The following is a 23602-nucleotide window of genomic DNA, read 5'->3' on the forward strand; positions in this document are numbered from 1 at the left end:
GAGTTCGCCGTAGCGCGGACTTTTCCGCACTTGAGGAGGCCGAAGGCCAACCCGATGGTCGCGCGATCCTCCGTGTTCCCCTGCGCTTGCGCCGGCGGGGCCAGGCCGAGGGCGCCGTTCCACAGCAGAGCCTGCAGGCATTCCCGGACGGCGCGCACCTCTGGTTCCTCGCGCGGGCGGCCGCCGTTCCCGTACGACTGCCAGACGGGGTCGGTTCCTGCGGGAACTGGAACCGGCGACGGTCGCTCAGCTCGGCCAGCCGCAGCCGGTCGCGGGGGCCGGCGGATCGTCGGCGCGCAGGACCGCACCGTCCGGGCGGTCTCTTCGGACGGCGCCTGGGTGAGGGCGAGGTCGACCGGTCCGGCGCGGCGCGCAGGCCGTATGTCGGGTCGGTCAGATCGGTGTCGCGGATGCGGACGTCGATCCCGGGATGGCTCCGGCGGTAGGCGTCGGCCAGCCGGGACAAGCCCGGGTCTGTGCCGTCGCCCAGAATGCCGACGGTGACGGTCGCGACGCCGGCTGCCGCGCTCACGCGTACCCGGACGCGGTCGGTGTGGTCGAGTGGGGCGCGCCTCGTCGAGCAGCACAGTGCCCACCGGAGTGAGCCGGTGTGGGAGGAGCTACTGCGCCCACCGGACCCCGAGTCGGCGGGCGCGGCAAGCAGGTCCGCGTCGAGCCCGGTCGCGGCGTTGCTTATGGTTGACGATCCACCCGGGTCCGGATCTTCAACTCCTTCCAGGGACACGGGTTCGTCCGGCTGCTGCTCCCGCTAGCTGTGGTGTCTCAGGACGTTGGTTCCACGGCGTCCTCGAAGGTGAGCTGCTGCGGGATCGTGTCGATTGGTTTCGGTGGCTGGTTGAACACGATGCGGTAGTCGCTGCCGGAGGTCCGGCTGATGGGTGGCCGGCCTCCGAGCGCGGAGTGCGGGCGCTCGTGGTTGTAGTAGTTGAGAAAGTCCGCGAGTGCGGCCCTGCGTTCCTGCTCGGAGGTGTAGACGCGCACGTAGGCCCACTCGCGGGCCAGCGTCCCGTTGAACCTCTCCACCTTCCCGTTCGTCCGCGGCGTGTACGGCTTGATGCGCTTGTGCTCCGTCCCGTCACGACCGGGGCAGCGGCCCAGGCGCGCGAGCGGTAGCAGGAGCCGTTGTCGATGAGGACGCGGCGGAGCGGCGTGATGTCGTGGGCGGCGAAGAACGCGACGGAACGATGCCAGAACGCGGCTGCGGTCACGGCCTTCTCGTCGTCCAGAGCCTCGGTCTAGGCGAGCCGGGAGTGGCCGTCAATCGCCGTGTGCAGGTACGTGTAGCCGACCTTCCCGGTGCCGGGGCCGGTGCGCTTGGAGGCCCGTGCGGCTTCGGTGCCGCGGTCGTGCATTCGCCAGCCACCACCGGCGGGGATGCCACCGAGCTTCTTGACATGGACGTGACCCTCGCCGGGCGAGGACTCGGTGCACGGTGGCCGGTGCCACGGTGATGCCGTGCAGCTTCTCCAGTTCGGCGGCGAGCCGGGCGGGCCCGTACTTGGTCTGGCGCCGCAGCGCCTCTACCAGATCGCCGATGTGCCCGCTCGTGCGGTTGGGGCTGGCGATGGGTTGGGAGGAGCGATCCGTCAGGCCGTCCTCGCCGTGGGTGAGCCAGCGGGCGTACCACTTGGCTAGGCAGCGGCGGGAGATTCCTGCTTCCGCAGCGACGTGTGCGATCGGACGTCCGGCATCGACCCGCAGGCACAAGCGCAGACGTCCTTCGGGGGTCAGCGGTGCGTTCCGATGTCCCCTGCTGGTGGCGCTCCCGGCCTCGGCGGCCGCGTTCACCGGGAGCCCTGGGATCTCGGGGCTCCCGCGTGAGCGGCTGTACGTGGCGTCAGCGTGCGAACTTTTCGATGGCCTCCGGGGTGACGGGGGTGAAGAAGTTGACGAGGTTGCCGTCGGGGTCGCGGAACAACAGCGACCGGTTGCCCCAGGGCATCGTGGTGGGCTCGTTGACGAAGTCGGTGACGAAGCCGGTCAGGTTCTGGTGAACGCGGTCCACGTCGTCGACGAGGAACTCGGTGATCACGCTGTGGTTGTCCGCCGGGCGGGCAGAGCCCGGGGCGAACAGCGGGACGGTGCGGGTGCTGGCGATCGCGAGAGTTGCGCCCGCGGTCTTGAGTTCGGCGAAGTCCTCGGTGGACCATATCGCCTGCATCCCTGTAGCACGCTCGTAGAACTCAACGAGGCGTGCGACGTCGCTGGTGATGATGCGGATCGAGACGAAGTCCATGGGAATCTCCTTGGCTGTGCTGTAGGCGTGCACGTCGCAGGCTAGAAGAAATAGTGGACAGAATCGGTCCTGTATTCGCGTTAGGCTGCGAACATGCCACGACCCACCGGCCGCGTGCTGACACTCCTGGAGCTGCTGCAGTCGGGCGGCACCCGGAGTGCGGCCGAGCTAGCCGACCGTCTCGGCGTCGAAGGGCGCACTGTGCGGCGGTATGTGGACCAGCTGATCGACCTGGACGTGCCCGTGGAGTCGGTGCGCGGCCGCTACGGCGGGTACCGGCTGGCTCCCGGGTACCGCTTGCCTCCGCTCATGCTCAGCGACGACGAGGCGCTGGCAGTGCTGCTCGGCCTGGTCGTCGGCCGCCGGGCAGAGCTGACGCCGACGGAGCGCACGGCAAACGAGACGGCGTCAGCGAAGATCCGGCGGGTGCTGCCCAAGCACATCGCCCGCCGGCTCGACACACTCCTGGAAGCTCTCGCCTTCACGGATCACCCCGGCGAGTTGGACCACCCGGACGCCGGGCTCCTGCTCACCATCGCCGATGCGGTGCGCCACCGCCGACCGGTCTCGATCCGCTACACCGACCGTGACGGACGGCGCAGCGAACGCACACTGCACGCATACGGGATCGTCGCCCATGCGGGCCGGTGGTATGTGACGGGCAAGGACGCCGAGGCGGGCGAGGACCGAACCCTCCGGCTCGATCGCATCGCAGCCGCGAGGGCCCTGCCCGGCTCATTCGAAGCGCCCGTGGGTCCCGGTCCGGCACAGCGCGTGTTGTCAGGATTCGCCACGGCCGAGTACAGGCATCAGGTCACCTTGCGGATCCACGGGACAGTTGAGCAGATCCGCGCCCACCTCCCCGCCAGCGTCGCGAGCCTGGAGGAGCAAGAACCCGCGGCCGGCCAGGACCCGGCAGCCGAGCACTGGCTGCGCGTCGAGCTACGGGCGCAGCAGCTCGACTGGTTGCCTCGGATACTCGCCTCACTCGACCGGCCGTTCGTCATCGAGCGCCCCGATGAACTACGCGACCTCGTCATCGCGCTCGCCGATCGCCTCACGTCCTATGCCCGACAAGCCTGACAGCGGGGAACCAGTGTCATGAGACGGCACAGCTAGACCTTAGCGCTGTAGGTTCTCACTTCTCGTGTCGGAATCTCACGGCCGATGTCGGATCTGGGTCGGATCCGACATCCGTCGTGAGATTCGCAGGTCGATGTGGGGCCCTTGCGTGGTGCGCAGTGCAAACCATCGACCGGGACGGTCCCGGCAGGGCAGACTCTGAGCAGAGGGAAAGGGGCGGGCGATGACCGCACAGGCGATACACCAGCACGAATCCGAGCGGGTACCGCGCAACGCCAGGGGCATTGCCGCCGCGTTGACGGCGGAGGCCGCGAAGGAGTTCCACTCCGAACTCCTGGCCGCGACCCCGGAGCAGGCCAAGGGGGTGTTACTGCGTTGGTGGGGCCAGGCGATGCTCGACACCGACCCGGACGCTGACGCGCGGGCCGATGCCGTGCTGGCCGGCACGGTGCCCACCGTGTCGCTGGACGACCTCCTTGCGCGGCGCCGGGCGGCGGGACTGCCCGTTGACTGATCCGTACGACGAGGGCCTGCCGTGCGTGCTGTCCGAGAACGTCTCCCAGTTGATGACGGACCCCTCGCTGCCGCCGGACGTCTTCGGCGCGATCGTGGCCGCGATGGTGACCATCGGCGAGATGGGCGGCATGGTTCCGGGGAGCACGGCGTCGCCACGGCGCCCGCAGCAACGCCGTCTCCCGCTCGGGGCTGACGGCGAACTCGGGATCGCCGAGTACGTCATCAGCCGCGACGAGGACCCCCCGCAGCTCGTCATCACGCACGTCCTGTTGTTCTGAACAGCAAGCGTGCGCCGCGGGCAACTGCGCCTACTTCCTTGGGCGGGTCGGGTCCACGACGAACTCCACCGGATGGACCGCGCCATGAAGGCGGACCCGAAGGGCCCCGGCCACTTCCCCGAGCCGATCGCGCTGATCCAGAATCTCGACGCGACGCTCGCCGGCGACCGGTCCTGCGACAACCTCAAAAAGCGGCCGGGTCAGATGTCGATCACCCGGTAGGCGATCGTGTACACGCCGCCGGATCCTTCCAGCGACCGGTACTGCACCTCGCCGTTCGCCTCGCTGCCGGTGACCAGGGTCGCGCCCAGCTTGTCGTCCGAGCTGGTCGAGTCGTAGTCCCACAGCGTGAGGGTACGTGCCTGCTGCTTGCCCAGGACCAGTGCCGCGTTGCCGTTCGCGTCGCTCAGCGACCGCAGGTAATCGGTGCCCATAGTCTGGTACTTGGCGCTCCCGGGCCAGACCTTGACCTGGTTGCCGTTCGCATCGGTGATCTTGATGTACGCCTCGTCGTGGTCGCCCTCGCTCTGCTGGTGGCAGGTCAGCTCCAGCAACTCGATCCGGACGTAGTCGACCGGCTCGGCCTGAGCGGTCCCGGCGAAGCCGGCGAGGCTGCCGAGCGCGAGCAGGCCGGCGGCTGCGAACCGTACGGTGTGGCGGCTCATGGTGTACCCCCGTGTGTCGGGTCACCTGCTGCGGTGACCCCGGTGCGCCGGTCCCCCCGGCACATCCCCACTGTGCGCGGTCCACCGGCCCCGGATCTACGCGCGTTCCGCTCAGTGGAACGCGCGCGAACCCCGGTGCGAAGGGGACGCGCCGGCATGGCACTTGGCGTCAGCGCAGCAGGCCGAGCGGGAGCGCGGACGGGCGGTGCGGAGCGCGGGCGAGTCGCCGGGTGATGGCCGCGCCGGCTTGGGCCACGCCCTGCGCGAGGCGGTCCAGGGGCTGTCCCGCCGGGGCGGATCCGGCCGGCCCGCGTGCCGGGACCAGCGCGGCGAGCGCCGCCACCACCGAGCCGTCGGGGGCCCGTACGGGAAGCGCGGCGCAGCACACCCCGGCCAGGACGTCCTCCCGGTCGAGAACCGGGCCCGGCCGGGACGGACCGCGCAGGGCGCGCCCCGCCGCCGTGTCCAGTGGGAAACCGCTGCCGTTGCGCACCGGGAGCACCGGCTCCAGCGCCCCCGGCACCGAACTCACCGTCAGCGCGAGGTCCTCGTGCAGCACGGTGAGCACGACGCTCGCCCCCGTCGCCGCCCGCAGCCGGTGCAACGGTAGCCGGGCGGCCTCCCGCAGCCCCGGGTGGGGCTGCCAGGCCTGCCCGATCCGGTACAGCCGGGCCCCCAACCGGTAGCGGGCTCCGTGCCGTTCGACGGCGCCCAGGGCGATCAGCTGGTCGAGGAGGCGGTGCACGGAGGCTTTGGGTACCCCGCAGGCGAGGGCCAGTTCGGTCACTCCCGCTCCGTCCTCCCGCCGGCGTAAGGCCTCCAGCAGCGCGAAGGCCCCTTCGAGCACCCCGCGCCCCCGGACCGGCCCCGAAGGGCCCACGGCGGAGCCGGTGCCGGACCCGGTTCCCGCTCCGGCACCGGACCCGGAACCGCTTCCGGCAGCGGCCGCCGCCACGGCCGTGGTTGCGGATGCCCTTGCGGTGCCGGTCACTGCCGGCTGGTGTGGTGCGTGCGAGCGCGCGGACGCGGACACGGTTCCCCCCGGACTGCTCCCGCCCGGCCGTGGTCCCCCGATGGCACGACCCGGGCACCGCCCATGATGACGCGGACCGTGCCCGGGATGAAGCGTTTCGCGGCGTGCCGCCGCTCGCGGTGCCGGGACCAGAAGCGCGACGGGCCGGACGGGAACGGTACCGGCAACTCCTTCGACGGGGGAGGGGAGGGGCCCCGTCGCACGTCGGCCGACGGGTTCCGTCAGGTCACGTCGCGGGCGGTCAGGCAGTCGGCCGGTGGACAGGTACGCGTGGGCGCAGGAGGCGGGATCGACGAGGTACCCGCCGTGGCCCTCCCCGCCGACCGCCGGCTCCCTCCGCGCGCCCTTCGGCGCGTGGTGCAGGCGCTCTCCCCAGACAGCAAGGTCGCACCTCCGGCCCCGGAGACTCCCACACTGGCGTCCGGCGGGACCGGACGGTGGGTATGCCGCGGATGAGCGGTTCGAGGGCGAGGCTGTCGCGCATGTTCGCGCCGGACCCGGAGACGGCGAGCGGGATGCCCTGGGCATCGGACAGCACGTGCAGCTCGCTGCCCTTCTTGCCGCGATGGACCGGGTTCGGCCCGGTCGGCGATTCCCCTTCTTTTGGCGCGAACGGAGGCCGCGTCGACGATCGCCGAGGTCCAGTCCACCCCGCCCCGGGCCCCGAGTCCGTCCAGCACCTCCCGGTGCAGCCGACGCCATAGGCCGGCCTCGGTCCATACCGTGAAGCGGCGAGGCGCGGTGGCGGGCGACGTGCCGAACGTCGGCGGCAGATGCCGCCAGGCGCAGCCGCTGGTCAGCGCGTACACCGCTGCCGTGAACACGGCCCGCACGTCATGCGGAGCGGTCACGACCACCTTGCGGACGAGCAGCGAACGACGGCAGCAACGGGGCCGCTGGCCCCCAGAGTTCACCAGGAACCAGACGCTTCGATAGATAAGCACCACGCATTCGCAGCCAAGCTCCGGCTTCGGTCACGAAGAGTCGCCAGAGGCGCTCGTAACTCGTGGTGGGCTCCCGGCGTTGAGGCAGTCGTGCGGGTCGGCTCTGCTCAACACGGGAGCCCGTAGTTGTGTTCACCCGCTTTTCTGCTGGTCCGCGAGCTCGGCCGAGCCCGAGCGTAGGGAGCGCCGACGGATGAAGGCATTGGACAGGGCTGCCGGGGGAGGAGGGGGCGACTGCCTGGTGCTGATCGACGGCGAGCACTACCCGCCGGTTACTGCCCGTGCGATCGAAACGTTGCGTGTTCGAGGGGCGAATCCGGTTCTGGCACTGCTGATCGGCGGCCGGGAAAAGCTCGGGCAGCGACCACTGGACGTCGGCATCCGCGTGGAGCATGCGGCGGACGCAGAAGCGGGGCTCGCTGCCGCACTGCGCCGCAGCGGGGTCCGGCTGGTGTACGACCTGTCCGACGAACCGGTTCTCGACGGTGCCCGGCGGTGCCGACTCGCCTCGATCGCGTTGTGGCTCAACTCGGCTTATGTCGGTGCCGACTTCCGCTTCGACCCACCGGTACGTACGGAAATCGTCGGTGCGCCGTCGGTTGCGGTGTACGGGACCGGCAAGCGCGTCGGTAAGACCGCGGTGACCGGCCGTGCGGCAGCCGTCTTCGGCGAAGCCGGTCTACGGCCGGTGCTCGTGTCCATGGGCCGTGGAGGGCCCGCACACCCGGAGATCATCGACGGCACACGCCGACCGACGGCGCAGGACCTGCTCGCTCTGGCCGGCGACGGCCGGCACGCGGCCAGCGACTACATCGAGGGCGCCGTGGCCGCTGGCGTTCCCGCCGTGGGCGCATGGCGCGCAGGCGGCGGCATGGCCGGTGCGCCCTGCTTCGACAACTACGCACTCGCGCTGGACCAGGCGGTGCGGATGAACCCGGGCGTGCTGGTGCTGGACTCCAGCGGTGCGGCCGTGCCTCCGGCAGCTGCCGATGCGGGAATCTTCGTCGTCCCCGCCACCGTCTCTCCTGCGGACCTGTACGGCTACTTCGGTCTGTACCGGACCCTGCTGGCGGATCTGGTCGTGATCACCATGTGCGAGGGAGCGGCCGGAGAGCATGCGGCGGACACGGTCGAGGAGCACCTGCGCAGCCAGCATCTGACGCGCCCGAACGTCGTGCGGACAGTTTTGCGGCCGCGTCCCTTGGGCGAGCTGTCGGGCCGCCGTACCTGGTACGCCACCACTGCCCCGCAGTCGATGAGCGAGGCCCTGGCATGCCATCTGCAACAGGCGCACGGAGCCAAGCTGGTCGGTGTCAGCCATGCCCTCGCCGATCGCCAGCAGTTGCGCCTTGATCTGGCGGACATCGGGAGAAGCACCGAGGTGGTGGCTGTCGAGCTGAAAGCAGCCGCTGTCGACGTCGTGACTCAATTCGCTGTCGACCACGGCTTGGACGTCGTCTACATCGACAACGAGATCCGCACAACCGACGGCCGTCCCCTCGATGCCTCTCTTTTGACCGTGGCGGACACGGCACGGCAGCGGTGGACCGGCCGTCGAGGCCGTCCGGGCCCAGCAGGCTGAACCCCCTGACCGGCCGGCCTGGCGTAACGGACCGGTGCCACCACCCGGAGCCTGCTGTTGGTCTAACGACGGGTTGATCAACAAGACGGCTGGCGTCCGGCGCCAGCTCCGGCACCCCCGGCCGGACGGAGAACTCTCAGATAGGGGTGTTCCTCGCCCATGCCCGCTGCCGTGGCCGCACGTTGCTCGACCGTCGCCTCTATCTGCCCACGTCATGGACGGATGGCCGTGAGCGGTGCCGGGCCGTCGGCATCGGTCGCTTTCGAGGCGAAGGTGGTGATGGTCAAGGCCATGGTTGGCCGTGACGGCGCCCACGGCCCGCGCATTTACGACTGGGCCAGGGTGGAGTTCCGGCCCTGGCACGCAAGGACCGCCGACACTGGGTGATCGGCCGCCGAAGTGTCCGGCGGCCCGAGGAGATCTCCTACTACATCGCCTGCGGCCCGGGCGAAACCACACTGGATGAGCTGATCCGCATCGCGGGGGAGCCGGTGGGCGGTCGGGGAATGCTCCCAGACGGCCAAGCAGGAGTGCGGCCTGGTTCGCCGGGCGGGAACGGCGCGGACGATCCGGGCAGGCGGTGCTACAGGCCATCGGCACCCGCGTGGCTGGGACGCCCGCAGGCAGGATCGGCGCCGGCCACCGCCGCCACGGCGTCGTGCCGGAGGTCATCGCCCGGGGCCTTGCGGGCCCAGAAGTCCATCAGGGCTTGGGTGAAAGCCTTCGGCTGGTGCAGTTGGACGCAGTGGCCGGCGTCCGCCACCGTGGTGACCTCGGCTCCCAGAACCCGGGCGGCGGACAGGTACTCCTCAGCGCTGAACAGTCGGTCCTTCGCACCGTGCACGATGAGAGCCGGCATCTCCGGTGCCGCGTCGTGCGCGTGCTCGCGTTCCACTTTCGGCCAGGACCGTGCCAAGCCCCGCAGATGGTCCGCGGTGGTCCCCCGCAGGCGATCACGGTCTCCGTGCCACGGCGCGGGGTCCGCATCTCTCACGGGACGTGCACGCTCCCAGTGCGCCAGGACCGCCCGCGCCACTGTTCTCGCACCCACGATCCGTCCGGCGATCCTTGCGGAACGCAGGGTGTTCGCCAAGCGGCCCGGGCCGAGGGTCGCGGCGACCATCGTGTAGGTACTGACGCCGGTGCAACGCGCGGCCGCGAGCCGCGCGACCGCACCGCCCATGCAGAGCCCGACCAGGTGGACGGCATCCGAGCCGGACAGCTGCGGCACGATCTGCACAAGATCGGCTGCCAAGGCCTCGATCGTATAGGCGGCTGAGCCGTTCGGCCCGTCGGACTCGTGTTGCCCACGGTGGTCGTAGGCATAGACGTGGTGCCCGGCCTGCGCGAGCAGCGAAAGAACCGGCAGGAAGTCTTCCTTCCAGCCCAGGTAACCGTTCACGAAGACGACAGCAGCCTGACGCGATGTCACGCCCTCTGCCGGCCTCGCGTACAGCGCAGCCAGGCGGCCAGCATCCGTGGTGAACCAGTGGGAGGTGATCCCGCAGGGCAAATCGCGAACCATCGATCTGTCTTTCTTCATCATCGGCCTGCCGCGCTGACCGGCGAAGGCCTAACCGTGCACAGCCCCGTTACCACCGCGCCCGGGGGATGGCCGAGGGGGACGGCCAACGTGCGAAGCCGATCCAATCCCGTTCATTCCCCTAGCACCAGGCGCACCGCCCTCAAGTCACCCACACGAGGGGGAAGCCGGCCCAGTGACAGCGGACGTGCTCACCTGGCTCCTGCACAACCGCCGCGGTACGGCAAGGCCCAGAGCAGCAAATGGGATTGACCTGTCCGTAGTTGGTCAACAGGCACCACGAAATCCCCCGACCGTGCCACGTCCCGCCCCATGCCGCATCGGCCGCCCGCCCGCGCGCGTTATCGAAGGCCGTCTACACCTTCGCCCGCAACCCGCCGCACGAGACGAGACCATGCCCGCGCACCCCCCCAGCCCCGACCGTAACCCCTCGCAACGACCGGGCCTCGGCCTTCCTCCGACGCCACAGCCTCGTGCCCCTGCCCGAAGGGCACGACGCCGCCCACGCGTTCTGGCTGTGATCGCCGCGATGCTGCTGCGCTACCCGGCTGGCGTACTCACCCTGACCCTGCTCACCTTGGCGCTCGCCCTCGCCACCGCCACCCCGGGGGCCGGGCGCCTTACCCACGCGGGCACTACGACCGCCCACTCACAGGCGGCCCAAGCCGGATACCTACTGGCCTCCGCCTTCCGCAGTGGCAGCCCGACGGTCACCCTGGTCGCGTCCACCAGGCTCTCTGTGGACGACCCGGCCGCCGACCGCGCGGGAGCAGACCTCACACGGCAAGCACAGCGCTTCCCCAAGGTCGTCTCCGTCCAGTCCTACTGGCCCCAGCGCCCCCGGGCCCTGCGCGGCAATGACGGCCACACCGCCCTCATCCACCTGCGCCTGGCAACCACGGAAGCCACCCTGCGCGCCGACCTCCAACCCGTCCTGACCGCCCTGACCGGACGCCACGGCCCGCTCCGGGTCCAAGCCGCCGGCCCGAACGCCGTCGGCCTGACCATGGAAGACCAGAGCCGCAGCGACCTCCTGCACACCGAACTCATCGCCGCCCCCGTCACGGCCGCAGTCCTCGTCCTGGTCTTCGCTGGCGTCCTTCCTGCCGCACTGGCCCTGCTCATCGGCTGCTCCACCGTCCTCGCTGCCATGGCCCTGCTCAACATCCTGGCCCGCTTCACATCCGTCCACGTGGTCGCCCTCAATCTGACCGCCGCGATGGGCTTCGCCTTGGCCGTGGACTTCAGCCTCTTCATCATCACCCGCTACCGCGAAGAACTCTCGGCAAAGGACGCGGTACCGGACCCGCACCGCACAGCCATGCGCCGGACCCTGCGCACCGCCGGCCGCACCGTCATCTGCTCGGCCCTCACCGTCATCGCCAGCCTCGCCGCGCTGATCACCTTTCCTCTCGGCATGCTGCGCTCCGTGGCCTACGGCAGCATCAGCGCCGTGGCCATCGCCATGCTGCTCTCCCTCACCGCCCTGCCGGCCGCGCTCCTCCTCCTCAAAGACCGCCTCACCAGCCGCCGTGGACAAGCCCGCCGCCCCTCCCCGCACAACGCCTGGTACCGCCTCGCCCACACCGTGATGAGGCGGCCACTGCCCGTCGCCCTCACCCTCGGCCTGCTCTTGGGCTCCCTGCTCCTGCCCCTGAGCGGCGCGCAGTTCGGCTCCTTCGACTACCGTGCGCTTCCGCCGAGCACCGACACGTACCAGGCGACCGCAACCCTCAACCGTGCCTTCGACCAGTCAGCGCTCCAACCCGTACAAGTCGTGCTGCCCGGAGCCCGCCTCCCACGCGACACCGCCAAGGTCGACGTCTACGCACGCTCCTTGAGTCGCCTCAGCCACGTATCCCGCGTGGAAACCGCAACCGGCACCTACAGTGCAGGCGACCGCATCCAGCCATCAGCAGCCGGCCATCCCTATGCGTCACCCGCCGGCCTCTGGGCTGCGGTGATCACCGACGTCGGGCCTGAGACGGCGCAAGGAGCAGACGTGGTACGGGCCGTCCGTGCCCTCCCGGCGCCGGTCCTCGTCCTCGTCAGCGGCCCTCAAGCCTGGCTCGCGGACCTCCAGGACGCCATCACGGAGCATCTGCTCACCGCCCTCCTGATCATCGCCACCGTCACCCTGGCCCTGATCGGCTGGTACACCCGCAGCATCGTCTTGGCCGTCAAGGCACTCCTCACCAACGCCCTCAGTCTCGGCGCGACTCTCGGCGTGATGGTCTTGATCTTCCAGGACGGCCACTTGCACACCTGGCTCGGCATCGAAGAAGTAACCGGGGTAACCGACACGATGGCTCCGGTCCTCATCCTGTGCGTGGCCTTCGGCCTGTCCATGGACTACGAGATCCTGCTCCTCGCCAGAACGGTCGAGGAGCACGAACGAGGGATTCCGACACGCGAAGCGGTCGCCCGCGGCATCCAGCACACCGCCCGCCTCTTCACGGCATCCGCCCTCATTGTGATCGTCGTCATGTCCGCCCTCGCCGCCTCGGGACTTGTCGTCCTCAAAGCAGTCGGAGTCAGCATCGCGGTGGCAGTCCTCATCGACGCCACCGTCGTCCGCCTGCTGCTCGTGCCCGCCCTGATGGTCCTCCTCGGCCGCTTCAACTGGTGGCTGCCCTTCAGCGGACACCGGCAACGAACCCCGACGTACGTGCCGGCGGCGCAGGGCGAGAACCTGCAGAGCACCGGGACCCTCACCAGGTCACCGTGACAGGCAGCGCGCCCAGACGAACGCCAGCGCCGGGGCGATGTGGATCGTTCGTCACCTGTGGGTGGTGTACCGACCGCTGACCTGCCTGACCTTGAGCGGACCACACCTGCGTCCTCCACTTCGGCGGGCACCTCTCAGCTCGGGCCTGGACTACGGCGAGCGCCTGGGGCGAGGTCCTCGCGCCGTGCACCTGTGGAGGAACGGTTCGAGGACGGCGCGTCGACTAGCAAGCGCAGCGGAAGCCACCGCACCCCGACGATCAGCCACCGGGCGTCCCCCGGGGCTCTGGGGACGCGGTGCGGTTCCTGGACTGGCACGGTGACGGACACGGCTGCCAGCGCCACGCATTCCCGGGGACACCGACCGTCTGCCCCCCGGCCCCGGTGCCGCGTCTACTCCTCGCCGGACCCCGGGCTCCACACCGTGGGGCCGCCGCCGCGCGCCACTCGATCAGGCGCGCGTCGTCCAGGCGGACGTCATCGGGGTCCAGTCCGGGCCGCTGCAGGAACTCCAGGAGATCGTGGGGGCCGAGGGCGCGGCCGAGGATTTCGGTCCCCCGGCCGTCCGGCAGCGGGTCAACTCGCCGGGCTGGTCAGGACGCAGTGCGGGTAATCGTTGTCCGGATCCCCGACGGCGACCCAGAGCTTCAGAACCCTGCCTTGCCTCAAGGCGGCGTAGGAGGCGCCGGCGCAGGGTACTTGCCAATTTCTGCCCGAAATCGGGCAGGAAGGCCCTTGTAGTCTCAGCTGAATGACGTACACCATAGGAACGGTCGAGCGCATATGGCGATATCCGATCAAGTCGACGGGAGGCGAACAACTCCAGCAAGCGGACGTTGACCCCCGAGGCCTCGTCGGCGACCGCCTGTTCGCGGTGCGCGACAGCACGGGCAAGTTCGGCTCAGGGAAGAACACCCGCCGATTCCGCCGGATGCCCGGCCTGCTGCAGTTGCGCTCCCGCTATGCGGACGGGACGGACCAGCCCGAACTGCTGGATCCGCGGCGCACGACCGTTGCGGATCCAACTACGTACCTGCGCCGATACCTTGGCCGACACGACGTCGAACTGGCCCGCGAACAAACGATCTCCCACTTCGACCAGCTTCCTCTCAGCATCCTGACCACAGCCACCCTCGACTGGGTGCGCGCAGCCGTTCCCGGCGTTCCGGTCGACGAGCGGCGCTTCCGGCCGAACCTTCTAGTGCGGACGCCACCCGGTACCCGTCCCTTCGTCGAAGACGAGTGGATCGGCTGCAAGGCGTGGATCGGGGCCGCCCTGTGCGTGGAGTTCGTGCGCTCAAGCGAGCGGTGTGTCATGACCAACCAGGCCCAGCAGGATCTTCCTCATTCCCCGCTGGTGCTGCGAGTCATCGCGAAGGCTCATCACGCCCGGCTGGACGCCCTGGCCACGGTGGTGGCGCCCGGCCCGGTGAGTTCCGGCGACGCTGTCGCCCTCATATGACGAGGGTCGGGAAACGGGCTCAAAGAAGGTGCAGTCAACACGCCACCGGGCGCGGGGACCGGTCTGGCTCGGCGCCCAGGTGACGGGCGCGGCCGGCGGATGGGGCTTGGGGTCTGCTCGTTCATGCCGTCTCCCGTTCCGCCGGCGCCTGGGCGCGGCCGCGAGCGGCGCGGCGCAGCTCGACACCGCCCGTCCCGCCACCCGGCGGGGGTCGACCAGCAGGGATGGGTGCACAAGGCCCCGGCAGGGCGATCAGCCGGCGTGCAGCGCGGTCGAACCGGAGCCGCCGGGGGCGTGGGCGAGACATTTCAACGCGTATCCGATTAGGAGCGGCCGGGACGGGAGGGTCCTCGATACCGGCCCGGCCGCCGCCCAGCGCGTCCCACAGGGCACCATCCGTCGCTGAGCTGCCGCTCCAGTCTGGTCGAAGCCCTTGAGCGTGCGGTCCGGTTGGGCGGCGTCGCACCGCGAGCACCCGGACACTCGGCTGTCGGGCTGTGTCCGGCGTCTGTCAGAGCGGCAGCACCAGAGCTCCGGCCGGCGCTTTCTCGCAGTCGGCGGCGAGCGCGAGACCGCCCCGGCCGGGCCCGCGACCGGCGTCCAGCCGGGGGGCCGCCGCGGCCCCATCGCCTTCCGGAGGGCCGTAGTGGCTCCAGATACTCGGTGGACACGGCATCATGCGACTCGTGATCGTATTACGAGGTGTCAGGACGCGGTCCCGTTGACACACACCACGAACGCGGTCAATGGCAGCGACGTAGTGGACATGTTGAAGGCGATAACCCGCCAGCCCTGATCAGGCGCGGAGAGCGGCACACTGGCTTCGATCTCCATCTGAGGACCGCTGGTATTGAAGCCTCCGCCAGTCGCGACTTTCCCCGCGGGGCAGACCGCATCGACTTGCATGTTCTCGCCGGGGTTGACGGAAACGGTGTTGTCGACGACTTCTCGACCGGTGGCGCCGTTGTTGCCCGGAGTGGCGGGATTGGTCTGCGTCGCACTCTGCGAACACTGCTCGTTCTGGGTTCCGCTGAAGGTGTTGCCGACTCCCACCTGGCCGGCCGGGAAACAGCCGACCGCGACCGAGGGGCCGTCGAGGAGCGACAGCAACTCCCCATCGGCAGCGGCCGTACCGGCGGTGAGGAGGACCGCGGCGACAGCCGCGACGGGAACCGCCACAATTCTTCTGGCGAGTTTCACTCAGTCCTTCCTTTCGGGTATGTCGAGGCGACGATTGTGGTGAACGGGGCCAGCTTGAGGGAACGGGCCGCTCGACAGGTGTCCGACGCGAGGAAACCTCCGAGCTTCGCCCATTCAGGCGGCTGCCTACCGCAGCAAGCGGGACAGTCCGCTGCCTGCGGGCCCCGGGGCCAACCGGTCCACGACCGTGGTGATTTCCTGTCGAGCGTCTTGGACCGTCGGCTTGAGGAAACGCAGCGACAGGAGATTGGGGAGGCTGAGGGGGCCCATCGTGGACTCGGCGCCCGGGCGGGCAGTCGGTGCTGGGGTGACCGCATGGGCAGCGGGGACGAACAGCAGACTGATGACGCCGGCCAAAGCGGCTCCTGAGACGGCTCGCGACCGCGTGAAGTGAGACATGACCGCCTCAACCACGCAGAGGGCCGTTTCGTCACTCCCACCAGGCGTTCGGGTGCCTGCTTCACCCGGACGGCCGGGCCGTCGTGAGGAAGGCGGGTTCGTCAGCTGCCCACGTTGGCGCAGAAGGCCTGCACCGTGACGTCCACGGGGTCGGTGCTGCCGTTGAAGACCGCTGCGGCCCACCGAGTGTTGTCCTCACCGGGTTCTGCTCCGGACTTCACGACGTGGACTCCCGAGGTGGTGGGGTCCACGTAGATGCCTCCACCCGTCAGCTTCTTGCCCGTAGGACACAGAACGGTGATGTTGCACGTGCTACCCGGCGCGCATTCGACGGTGTCGGAGACGACCTCATAACTTGTGAAGCCACGCGCCCCTGTGGAGGAATCCTGCTGCGCGCTCTGGCTGCAACTGAGGTTCTGTGTTCCCGTGAACTGGTTGCCCGCTCCCGCCTGTCCGACCGGGAAGCAGCCGAGCGTGACCGAGGGAAGTTTGAGGAGCGACAGGAGCGAACCGTCGTCGGCCGCTTGGGCGCTGCCCGCTCCGATCACCATCGCCGCCAACGCAGTGCTGACGGTCACCGTAAGCATCTTTGTCAGGTTCATTTTCGTACCTTCCATCGGTATCCCTGAGAGCTGATCCGTTGTGCACAAAGTGCCGGGAGCGGACAGCGCACCCGTCTCGGCGCGCCGTGCTCTGCCGAGCTTCGCCCGACTGGCGTGGTCGTGCGGAAAGACGCCGGTGCGACTATCAGGTGGTCGACCCTTGGCGCGCAGGAGAGTCCTTGTTACTGGGCCCGTGTGCGGGCAAGCGTGGCCCCCGTAGCTTGTACGCCTGCGGGTGTCGGCGTACACGTGATCCTCCCACTCGTACGTCGACATCAGGCCGCGGATCGGGCTACGTGCGCACTACAGCGGGCACCGGACCGCTCGCCGAACCATGCGGAGGTCTCAGTAGCCCCGCCCGCCGTGAGGGTGCAGCGGCGCCCCTGGACAAGGGCGCCGGTCCAGGCGGGACCGAAGCGCGGCCGCCGCGACCGCCGTTGGTCCGAGCGCCGTATCGTGCACTTTGGCGGTGATGAAGGCTGTCGTCTTTCGAACGGGAGCCGCTCCCGGTCTCCGGGCGAGGGCGGTTGCCCGGTCGATGTGATGGACCAGGGCCGCGGTCACCAGGTCGGTGATCACGTCACCGACACGGGCCGTGCCCCGGGACGGGAGGCGGTACGTGTCTCGATGACCCGGGGTGACTTCCGACCCCCGTCGAGGACGAGGCCGGATTCTCCATGACGCCGCCCCGCCCGCACCTGGGGCCGGCCGGCCCGCAGCAACACTCGGGGCACTGCCCTCCCGGCGGTGGTTCCGCGTCAGCCCAGCGCGCGGTCGAGGTTGAAGGCGGCGCTGACCAGCGAGAGATGGGTGAAGGCCTGGGGGAAGTTGCCCAGTTGTTCTCCGGTCGGGCCGATCTCCTCTGCGAACAGCCCGAGGTGGTTGGCGTACGTGAGCATCTTCTCGAAGGCGAGCCTGGCCTCTTCCAGCCGGCCGGCGCGGGCCAGTGCCTCCACGTACCAGAAGGAGCAGATCGAGAAGGTGCCCTCGGGGCCGTGCAGGCCGTCCGGGCTGGCGGTCGGGTCGTAGCGGTATACCAGCGAGTCGGAGACCAGGTCCGTGGTGAGCGCGTCCAGGGTGGCGAGCCACTTGGGGTCGGTGGGCGAGATGAACTTGGCCATCGGCATCATCAGCAGCGAGGCGTCCAGCACGTTGTCGTCCAGTCCCTGGACGAACGCCCCGCGTTCGGCCGACCAGCCGCGCCGCATGATTTGCCGGTAGATCGCGTCCCGGGACTCCCGCCAGCGCGTCAGGTCCGCTGGCAGACCGCGGCGGTTCGCCATGCGGATCGCGCGCTCCAGCGCCACCCAGCACATCAGTCGCGAGTACACGAAGTTCCGCTTGCCCGCCCTCGTCTCCCACACCCCCTCGTCGGGCTGGTCCCAGTGCTCGCACAGCCAGTCCACCACGGCACCGACCTCGTCCCAGCGGTCACTGCTGATCGGCTGCCCCCACTTGTCGTAGAGGTAGATCGAGTCGATGAGCGCACCGTAGATGTCCAGCTGCAGCTGGCCGGTGGCGGCGTTGCCCACCCGGACCGGTGCGGAGCCGAGGTATCCCTCCAGATGTGGAAGCTCGTATTCGGGCAGCTCGAGGCGTCCGTCGATGCCGTACATGATCTGCAACGGACCGCTTTCCCCCATGCCCCGCAGGATGCCCCGCTCGGAGATGAACCTCATGAACGCCTCGGCCTCCGAGGTGAACCCCAGGCGTAGCATCGCGTAGACGCAGAAGGCGGCGTCGCGGACCCAGACATAGCGGTAGTCCCAGTTGCGCTCGCCGCCGATCTGCTCGGGCAGGCTGGTGGTCGGTGCGGCGACGATCGCACCGGTCGGTGCGTAGGTGAGCAGCTTCAGCACCAGCGCGGAGCGGTTCACCATTTCCCGCCACCGCCCGTGGTAGCGGGATGCGGCCAGCCAGTGGCGCCAGAACCGGACGGTCGCATCGGCCTGCTCCTGAGCTTCGGCGCGCGGGCACGCCCTGGGGGGGACGTCGTCGCCGATCTGGTCGAGGGCGAACACGTGGGACTCGCCCTCAAGGAGCTTGAAGTGCGACCACACGTCCAGGCCATCGGTTTCCAGGGGCGAGGTGGTGGTCAGCGCGAGCGTCAGTGACGGGGAGCGGAACACCGCTGTGCGGCCTTCGAGGTGCGCGGTGTGCGCTTCGGTGCCGTAGCCGAAGCGGGGGGCGATCCGCGCCCTGAACGGGAGGGTTCCGCGGACGCAGAGCACCCGCCGGATCAGCCGGTGGCGGGACGCCTCGCGCGAGTCGTCGACCACGGGCATGAAGTCCTGGATCTCCGCCACCCCGTCAGCGGCGAAGAACCGTGTGATCAGCACGTTCGTGTCGGGGAAGTAGAACTGGCGGGTGCGGGTCGGGACCTCGGCGGCCAGCTCGAACGACCCGCCGCGGTCGGCGTCGAGGATGGACCCGAAGACGCTGGGTGCGTCGAAACGCGGGCAGCAGTACCAGTCGATGGTGCCGTTCGTGCCGACCAGGGCGGTCGTTCGAAGATCGCCGATCAGGCCGTGATCGGAAATCGGCAGGTAGCGGCCGCCGTCCGCCTGCTCGATACCAGTCGCGTCGAACGCCATACCGGCCTCCCTGCCGCTGCGGCGCGGGCGTGGAGATGAAGCCTTGCTGTTCATGCTAGACCGCTGCGCGCAGTGGGGTCTGACGGAGCCGGGCGGACAGGCCCCGTCAGCAGTCTCGCTGCAGTGAGGCGGGGGAGCTCAGGCCTGCCTCGCTACGTTACGTGGCGGCTCGCTTCTCCGGGTGTTCATGTGCGTGGTGGAGCGCGCTCTCCCTGGAGCTGTTTGGCGCGCGGTCCTGGGCCTACGGCACGGGGAGGAGTTCGGCGGCGCCCCCGTTGGGCCGGCCTTCGGCGCGGCCGGGGTCGGCCGGACGGCATCGGGAACCGTCCAGGACGCGTGGGAGTTGCCCCGAGTCGCGGTGGCCTGGTGTGGTGAGACGGGGCATCGCGCTTCGTCTCACTTCGAGCGGCCGTTCCTGGCAGCTGTCGAAGTTCATGCACGCGCAGACGAGGCAGTCGGCGACGGCATTTCGCAGGGCTTGCGTCTCCAGTCCGAACCGGTCCAGCTCGGGGATCTTGAGCTCCGCGAGAGTGCGCCGCTGCTTGGTGGTGCCTCGGTCGGCCTCGGTGCCCAGCAGTCGCCGGATCTCGGTCAGGGTGAATCCGGCCCGCTGCGCATTGCGATCAGGGCGAACCGTCGCAGGATGCCGGCCCAATAGAGGCGTCGGCCGGTGACTCGCCGGGCGGTCGGCCGCAGGCCGATGCTCTCGTAGTAGCGCAGTGCCGAGAGCCGCATCTTGACCTGCCGCGCCAGATCACTGGTGCCCGGCACTCGCACTGATCCGAGGGCCAGGCCTTCCGGTTCCGGGTGCGGGGGCCCGTCGATGCGCATGGCGCGAGAGCCGATCAGCTGCCCTTTGCCGGGAGCCGCGCGCAGGGTTGTCAGGTCGGTCGGTCTCGCCGTCCACACCCTGGCGAGCGCGCCGCCGCGGCCGTCGTGCCGTGCCGGTGTGCCGCCTGGTCCCGGTGGTGGACCGGGTTATCCGAACGAGGGCCAATCCCCGCTCCGTACGTGGCCGGAGCGGGGCTGGTGTCAGGCTCGTGAAACGTCAGCCGATCTTCGCCAGCTGGACATCGACGACATCGCCCGGGAACTTGGCGTCGATGCCGAAGGTGTAGAAGGTGGCCAGGGTATTGCCCTTGCGTACGGCCACAAGGTGGCCGGCTGACTTCTCGCCGTCGCCGAGGTCCATGACGACGCCGTAGTGCACCGCCTCGTCACGGGCGGTGATCGGTCCCGGGGTGACGCTGTCGAGCTTGGTCTTGTCGCCCTCGGCGGTCACCGTGTACCCGCCGGCGCACGCGGCCGCGGCGGCTTTGACGGAAGCGAAGGCTTCTTCCGCGCCCTTGCCGTCGTACGAACCGATGGTGATCAGGGTCTGGTCCGCACCGAGCGCCAGGAGGCCGGCCTTGAGCTTGTCCTCCGGTGAGGCGCCCGCGGCCAGCTCCTGGGGCTTGGCCTTGAGGGCGGTTCGGGCGACACCGGTGGGCGAGCCGACTTTCTGGGCCGTCTGGATCCGGGCGAGCGGCTCGCAGGCAGGGTTGTCGGTGGCGACCGGAGCGGCGGCGGCCTTGGTGGCGGCCTCGGGCGACACCAAGTGGCCCTTCAGGTCGGTCTGTGTGACGACGACGGCCGTCAGTTCTGCGTCAGTCTTGCCCTTGGCGGTCGCAACCGCAGAGGCGGCGGGTGCGGACGGCTTGTCCTCCGCCTTGCTGTCGGCCTTGTCGGAGCCGCAGGCGGTGCCCAGCAGGGCCAAGGACACCGCAGAAGCGGTCAAGACGGTACGACGGAACAGGGTGTTGCGCACGCGGGATTCCCCCAACAAGGAAAGCAGTGGATACGGCGACAGGGGCGCCCGGATTCGCCGGGCGCGCCAACAAGCGCCGCGCGTCCCAAATGTACGGCGAAACGATCAGTCATCCGGACCTTCCCGGGTGACCCCGACCGATCGTGACCTGCATGAGATCCCCCGGTGACCAGCCGCGGTCGTGTCCAGGACACGGGAGGGCGGGCCACCTCCCTCACCGTGATCGCGGCCCCACCCGCGAAGAGGCGGCCATCGAGACCGACGCGCACCACGCGGCGCTCGCGGCCGAAGCGCGCACGCGTCCGGATTCGGGCGAAGCCGGCCAGGCCGGGGTAGAGGTCGGCAGCGACGGCGGCGAAAGCGGCGAGAGCGGCCGAGAAGCCCGTACGGGGATGATCACCGGTGTATCCAGCAATGCCGTGTACGTGCGTCATCGGGTGCCCTGTATCCGATGCCGGCCCCGTCCCCGGAGTGCCGCATCGCATCGACAGCCGCGGCGACCGACTCCGGTGGCGACGGCCGCACACACGACCCCATGGCTGCCAGCGCGTCCTCCCGGCGCGGATCGCACGTTCGTCGGCCTTCCCCGTTCGTACTCCTCACCGTGTCCCCCTTCGACGCCCGGCCTTCCCACGCAGCGCTACGACGGCACGGCCAACGGCACCGCTTGGGAGCGGAAGGTGCGGCGGTAGGTGTCGGGCGGGACCCCGACGCTGCGGTGGAAGTGGCGGCGCAGGGTGGTGGCTGTGCCCATACCGGTGGCCACGGCGATGGTGTCCACGGTGGCGTTGGTGGTCTCCAGCAGTTCCTGGGCACGGCGGATGCGCTGGGTGTGGAGCCATTGCAGCGGTGTGGTGCCGGTGAGGTGCTTGAAGTGGCGGCCGAGGTGACGTGAGCTCATGCGGGCCTGGCGGGCCAGGTCCTCCACGGTGAGCGGTTGGTCCAGCCGCTCCGACGCCCAAGGGAAGAGTTCACTGAGGGGGTGGTTGCCCGGGGTGGGGAGGGGAGTGGCTATGAACTGCGCTTGGCCGCCGTCGCGGTGGGGTGGGATGACCAGACGCCGGGCGATCTTGTTGGCGTTGGCCGAGCCGTGGTCGAGGCGGACCAGGTGCAGGCACAGGTCCATGGCGGCGGCCTTGCCCGCGGAGGTGAGGACGTCGCCGTTGTCGACGTAGAGGACGTCCGGATCGACGGTGGCCGCCGGGTGGCGCCGCGCCAATTCCCGCGTGTGAGCCCAGTGTGTGGTGGCGCGCCTGCCGTCGAGCAGTCCTGCCGCGCCCAAGACGAAGGCGCCCGTGCACAGTGAGGCCACGCGGGCGCCGGCCGCGTGAGCGGCGCGCACCGCCTCGACCAGTTCGGAGGGTGGTTCGCGATCCGTGTCGGCCCAGCCGGGGACGATCACCGTGTCCGCCTGCGCGAGGTGGTCGAGTCCGTGGTCGGGTTCAAGGGTGAAGCGGCCGACGCGCACCGGGCCGTTCCCGCACAGGGAGAAGTCGTACCAGGGGTCCACGATGTGGGTGAGGTCGGCCCCGAAGATCTCGAGCGCCACGGACAGTTCGTAGTGGAGCATGCCATTGGTGACGGCCAGCGCGACGGTGAGCATGTCCGGAACTGTACGTGGCATGTCGTTTCCGACGCTCGTGCGGCTGCTGCCTCGAAGACAGGATGTGGGTGTCAGGCCGCGGCGGAGCGACAGCGCAACGGGGCGTTCCGGGGCCGTACCCCGAGGCGGCACAGGCCGGGCTGGTCGAGCTGTCCTGGGGCCTCCTGGGCCCGCGAACCTTCCGCTTGCCCTCGGGGCGCCAACCCTCGCCCAGTGCCCGGGCGAAGAGCGCCCGCGAGATTTTCGAACGCCTGGCCTCATATCTCGATCGAATCCCCGCCAGGGGGCCACCCCGGGAGCCGCCTCGGCCATGACCCCGGAGGTAATGGCCCGACGTGTGGCGCCGGGCGAGGATGGTGCCACGACCCCGAGCCGCGTCACGAAGGGACCCGTCATGCCGTACTTCGAGTCCACGACCGATCACACCCGCCTGCACTTCGTCGACTACGGTCCGGCGAGCGGCCCCGTCATCGTCTTCGTCAACAGCTCCTACTTCAGCACCGAGATGTGGGAGTACCAGATGCTGCCGCTGGCGGCCGAGGGGTTCCGGTGCGTGGGGTTCGACCGCAGGGGACACGGCAGGTCCGAGGACGTCTGGGGCGGCTTCGACCTCGATACCCTGGCCGGGGATCTGGGTGCCCTGCTCGACCACCTGGACCTGCTCGACGTCACGCTGGTCGGGCACTCTTTCGGCACCGCCGAGGTCGTCCGCCACCTGACCCTCGGCGGTGGCGCGCGGGTGGCCCGGGTCGTTCTCGTCAGCGGAGTGGCGCCGGGGCCGGCCCGGTCTTCGGATCACGCCGAGGGACTGGATCCAGAGCTCATCCGCGCGTTCAACGAGACCTTCCGGCAGGATCGGGCGAAGTTCTTCGCCGACGGCGCGGACGCTTTCTTCGCCCGCCGGCTTCCCGGCCCCACGGTGTCGGACGCGTACGTGGCGCACATGGTGGAACTGTGCCACGGAGCGACGGCCCGGGCCGCGACGGCCCTCAACGACCTTCTGCCCGCACTGAACCTCGTTCCGGAGCTGGCCGAGATCGACCGCCCGGCCCTCGTCGTGCACGGGTCCGCCGATGCTTCCGCCCCGCTCGACCTCACGGGCCGCCGTACAGCCGCCCTGATCCCGGACGCGACACTCCACGTGTACGAGAACGCAGGCCACGGGTTGTTCGCGACCCACGCGGACCGCCTCAACGAAGACCTGCGCGCCTTCACCCGTAGCTGAGTAGCCCCGCCGCGGTGGCCCGCCTCTGCTCCGGCTCTCGGCGAAGTCGGCACTGCCAGACAGCGGGGCGGCCGGACGCCGC

At 69.8% G+C, this 23602-nt stretch carries 20 protein-coding genes and 3 pseudogenes; 9 read left to right on the plus strand and 14 right to left on the minus strand.

Going from position 1 to position 23602, the window contains the following annotated elements; all coding sequences use genetic code 11:
* Positions 1-95: 95 nt before the first annotated feature.
* The 3 genes and pseudogenes from ACWGH1_RS23545 to ACWGH1_RS23555 all read right to left on the minus strand — a co-directional run.
* Positions 96-605, minus strand: a pseudogene (locus ACWGH1_RS23545) (LysR family transcriptional regulator); the annotation flags it as partial.
* A gap of 283 nt (positions 606-888) precedes the next feature.
* Positions 889-1809: pseudogene (locus ACWGH1_RS23550) on the minus strand (IS481 family transposase); the annotation flags it as partial.
* A 49-nt stretch (positions 1810-1858) separates the two neighbouring features.
* Positions 1859-2257 carry a VOC family protein gene (locus ACWGH1_RS23555; protein WP_453352524.1) on the minus strand — a complete coding sequence of 133 codons (399 nt, stop codon included), beginning with the start codon at positions 2255-2257 and terminating at the stop codon, positions 1859-1861.
* Between the two features lie 93 nt (positions 2258-2350).
* Between ACWGH1_RS23555 and ACWGH1_RS23560 the strand changes: the two genes are divergently transcribed.
* The 4 genes from ACWGH1_RS23560 to ACWGH1_RS23575 all read left to right on the plus strand — a co-directional run bounded on the left by ACWGH1_RS23560 (position 2351) and on the right by ACWGH1_RS23575 (position 4356).
* Positions 2351-3340, plus strand: coding sequence for a helix-turn-helix transcriptional regulator (locus ACWGH1_RS23560; protein WP_453352525.1), 990 nt, complete (start codon positions 2351-2353; stop codon positions 3338-3340).
* Positions 3341-3563: 223 nt separating this feature from the next.
* Positions 3564-3854: a hypothetical protein gene (locus ACWGH1_RS23565; RefSeq protein WP_453352526.1), complete on the plus strand. Its 291-nt coding sequence runs from the start codon at positions 3564-3566 to the stop codon at positions 3852-3854.
* Positions 3847-4134: a hypothetical protein gene (locus ACWGH1_RS23570; protein ID WP_453352527.1), complete on the plus strand. Its 288-nt coding sequence runs from the start codon at positions 3847-3849 to the stop codon at positions 4132-4134. The genes ACWGH1_RS23565 and ACWGH1_RS23570 overlap by 8 nt, the downstream gene beginning before the upstream one ends.
* A gap of 72 nt (positions 4135-4206) precedes the next feature.
* Positions 4207-4356 carry a hypothetical protein gene (locus ACWGH1_RS23575; RefSeq protein ID WP_453408979.1) on the plus strand — a complete coding sequence of 50 codons (150 nt, stop codon included), beginning with the start codon at positions 4207-4209 and terminating at the stop codon, positions 4354-4356.
* Here ACWGH1_RS23575 and ACWGH1_RS23580 read toward each other — a convergent pair.
* The 3 genes from ACWGH1_RS23580 to ACWGH1_RS23590 all read right to left on the minus strand — a co-directional run bounded on the left by ACWGH1_RS23580 (position 4335) and on the right by ACWGH1_RS23590 (position 6779).
* Positions 4335-4799 carry a hypothetical protein gene (locus ACWGH1_RS23580; protein ID WP_453352529.1) on the minus strand — a complete coding sequence of 155 codons (465 nt, stop codon included), beginning with the start codon at positions 4797-4799 and terminating at the stop codon, positions 4335-4337. The two genes, ACWGH1_RS23575 and ACWGH1_RS23580, sit on opposite strands and share 22 nt — an antisense overlap.
* A 169-nt stretch (positions 4800-4968) precedes the next feature.
* Positions 4969-5790 carry a helix-turn-helix domain-containing protein gene (locus tag ACWGH1_RS23585; RefSeq protein WP_453408980.1) on the minus strand — a complete coding sequence of 274 codons (822 nt, stop codon included), beginning with the start codon at positions 5788-5790 and terminating at the stop codon, positions 4969-4971.
* 263 nt (positions 5791-6053) lie between these two features.
* Positions 6054-6779 (minus strand): transposase, encoded by a 726-nt coding sequence (locus ACWGH1_RS23590; protein ID WP_453352531.1) that lies wholly within the window; start codon positions 6777-6779, stop codon positions 6054-6056.
* Positions 6780-6969: 190 nt separating this feature from the next.
* Between ACWGH1_RS23590 and ACWGH1_RS23595 the strand changes: the two genes are divergently transcribed.
* Both ACWGH1_RS23595 and ACWGH1_RS23600 read left to right on the plus strand, forming a co-directional pair.
* Complete coding sequence (locus tag ACWGH1_RS23595) at positions 6970-8358, plus strand: hypothetical protein (protein WP_453408981.1); 1389 nt, start codon at positions 6970-6972, stop codon at positions 8356-8358.
* An 82-nt stretch (positions 8359-8440) separates the two neighbouring features.
* Positions 8441-8898: pseudogene (locus ACWGH1_RS23600) on the plus strand (transposase); the annotation flags it as partial.
* Between the two features lie 43 nt (positions 8899-8941).
* Here the strand turns inward: ACWGH1_RS23600 and ACWGH1_RS23605 are convergent.
* Entirely contained in the window at positions 8942-9904 is a 963-nt protein-coding gene (locus ACWGH1_RS23605) for an alpha/beta fold hydrolase (protein ID WP_453352533.1), read from the minus strand.
* A gap of 514 nt (positions 9905-10418) precedes the next feature.
* Here ACWGH1_RS23605 and ACWGH1_RS23610 point away from each other — a divergent pair.
* Together ACWGH1_RS23610 and ACWGH1_RS23615 are read left to right on the plus strand one after the other, a co-directional pair.
* Positions 10419-12629: an MMPL family transporter gene (locus ACWGH1_RS23610; RefSeq protein WP_453352534.1), complete on the plus strand. Its 2211-nt coding sequence runs from the start codon at positions 10419-10421 to the stop codon at positions 12627-12629.
* A 750-nt stretch (positions 12630-13379) separates the two neighbouring features.
* Positions 13380-14090: an MOSC domain-containing protein gene (locus tag ACWGH1_RS23615; protein ID WP_453352535.1), complete on the plus strand. Its 711-nt coding sequence runs from the start codon at positions 13380-13382 to the stop codon at positions 14088-14090.
* A gap of 705 nt (positions 14091-14795) precedes the next feature.
* Here the strand turns inward: ACWGH1_RS23615 and ACWGH1_RS23620 are convergent.
* The 7 genes from ACWGH1_RS23620 to ACWGH1_RS23650 form a co-directional block, all read right to left on the minus strand.
* The gene (locus tag ACWGH1_RS23620) at positions 14796-15290 is read right to left on the minus strand and encodes a hypothetical protein (RefSeq protein WP_453356873.1); all 495 of its coding nucleotides are present in this window, start codon (positions 15288-15290) and stop codon (positions 14796-14798) included.
* Positions 15291-15790: 500 nt separating this feature from the next.
* Complete coding sequence (locus tag ACWGH1_RS23625; protein WP_453356874.1) at positions 15791-16291, minus strand: hypothetical protein; 501 nt, start codon at positions 16289-16291, stop codon at positions 15791-15793.
* 758 nt (positions 16292-17049) lie between these two features.
* The gene (locus ACWGH1_RS23630; protein WP_453408982.1) at positions 17050-18885 is read right to left on the minus strand and encodes a glycoside hydrolase family 15 protein; all 1836 of its coding nucleotides are present in this window, start codon (positions 18883-18885) and stop codon (positions 17050-17052) included.
* A gap of 241 nt (positions 18886-19126) precedes the next feature.
* Complete coding sequence (locus tag ACWGH1_RS23635) at positions 19127-19540, minus strand: MerR family DNA-binding protein (RefSeq protein ID WP_453351663.1); 414 nt, start codon at positions 19538-19540, stop codon at positions 19127-19129.
* Positions 19477-19716 (minus strand): MerR family DNA-binding transcriptional regulator, encoded by a 240-nt coding sequence (locus ACWGH1_RS23640; RefSeq protein ID WP_453351664.1) that lies wholly within the window; start codon positions 19714-19716, stop codon positions 19477-19479. Before ACWGH1_RS23640 ends, ACWGH1_RS23635 begins: the two co-directional genes overlap by 64 nt.
* Positions 19717-19933: 217 nt before the next feature.
* The gene (locus ACWGH1_RS23645; RefSeq protein WP_453351665.1) at positions 19934-20692 is read right to left on the minus strand and encodes a hypothetical protein; all 759 of its coding nucleotides are present in this window, start codon (positions 20690-20692) and stop codon (positions 19934-19936) included.
* A gap of 640 nt (positions 20693-21332) precedes the next feature.
* A complete protein-coding gene (locus ACWGH1_RS23650; protein ID WP_453351666.1) occupies positions 21333-22295 on the minus strand; it encodes a helix-turn-helix domain-containing protein in 963 nt (320 codons plus the stop codon).
* A 394-nt stretch (positions 22296-22689) separates the two neighbouring features.
* Here ACWGH1_RS23650 and ACWGH1_RS23655 point away from each other — a divergent pair, with 394 nt between their 5' ends.
* Positions 22690-23520 carry an alpha/beta fold hydrolase gene (locus tag ACWGH1_RS23655; RefSeq protein ID WP_453351667.1) on the plus strand — a complete coding sequence of 277 codons (831 nt, stop codon included), beginning with the start codon at positions 22690-22692 and terminating at the stop codon, positions 23518-23520.
* Positions 23521-23602 lie beyond the last annotated feature (82 nt).

The organism is Streptomyces sp. NPDC054883, assembly GCF_053610645.1.

Bases quoted from the DNA above. Each gene is read 5' to 3' on its own strand.
- ACWGH1_RS23555 (WP_453352524.1), bottom strand. From the start codon at position 2,257: ATGGACTTCGTCTCGATCCGCATCATCACCAGCGACGTCGCACGCCTC.
- ACWGH1_RS23575 (WP_453408979.1), top strand. From the start codon at position 4,207: ATGGACCGCGCCATGAAGGCGGACCCGAAGGGCCCCGGCCACTTCCCC.
- ACWGH1_RS23560 (WP_453352525.1), top strand. From the start codon at position 2,351: ATGCCACGACCCACCGGCCGCGTGCTGACACTCCTGGAGCTGCTGCAG.
- ACWGH1_RS23655 (WP_453351667.1), top strand. From the start codon at position 22,690: ATGCCGTACTTCGAGTCCACGACCGATCACACCCGCCTGCACTTCGTC.
- ACWGH1_RS23565 (WP_453352526.1), top strand. From the start codon at position 3,564: ATGACCGCACAGGCGATACACCAGCACGAATCCGAGCGGGTACCGCGC.
- ACWGH1_RS23630 (WP_453408982.1), bottom strand. From the start codon at position 18,885: ATGGCGTTCGACGCGACTGGTATCGAGCAGGCGGACGGCGGCCGCTAC.
- ACWGH1_RS23650 (WP_453351666.1), bottom strand. From the start codon at position 22,295: ATGCTCACCGTCGCGCTGGCCGTCACCAATGGCATGCTCCACTACGAA.
- ACWGH1_RS23625 (WP_453356874.1), bottom strand. From the start codon at position 16,291: ATGAACCTGACAAAGATGCTTACGGTGACCGTCAGCACTGCGTTGGCG.
- ACWGH1_RS23595 (WP_453408981.1), top strand. From the start codon at position 6,970: ATGAAGGCATTGGACAGGGCTGCCGGGGGAGGAGGGGGCGACTGCCTG.
- ACWGH1_RS23580 (WP_453352529.1), bottom strand. From the start codon at position 4,799: ATGAGCCGCCACACCGTACGGTTCGCAGCCGCCGGCCTGCTCGCGCTC.
- ACWGH1_RS23605 (WP_453352533.1), bottom strand. From the start codon at position 9,904: ATGATGAAGAAAGACAGATCGATGGTTCGCGATTTGCCCTGCGGGATC.
- ACWGH1_RS23615 (WP_453352535.1), top strand. From the start codon at position 13,380: ATGACGTACACCATAGGAACGGTCGAGCGCATATGGCGATATCCGATC.
- ACWGH1_RS23640 (WP_453351664.1), bottom strand. From the start codon at position 19,716: ATGCGCATCGACGGGCCCCCGCACCCGGAACCGGAAGGCCTGGCCCTC.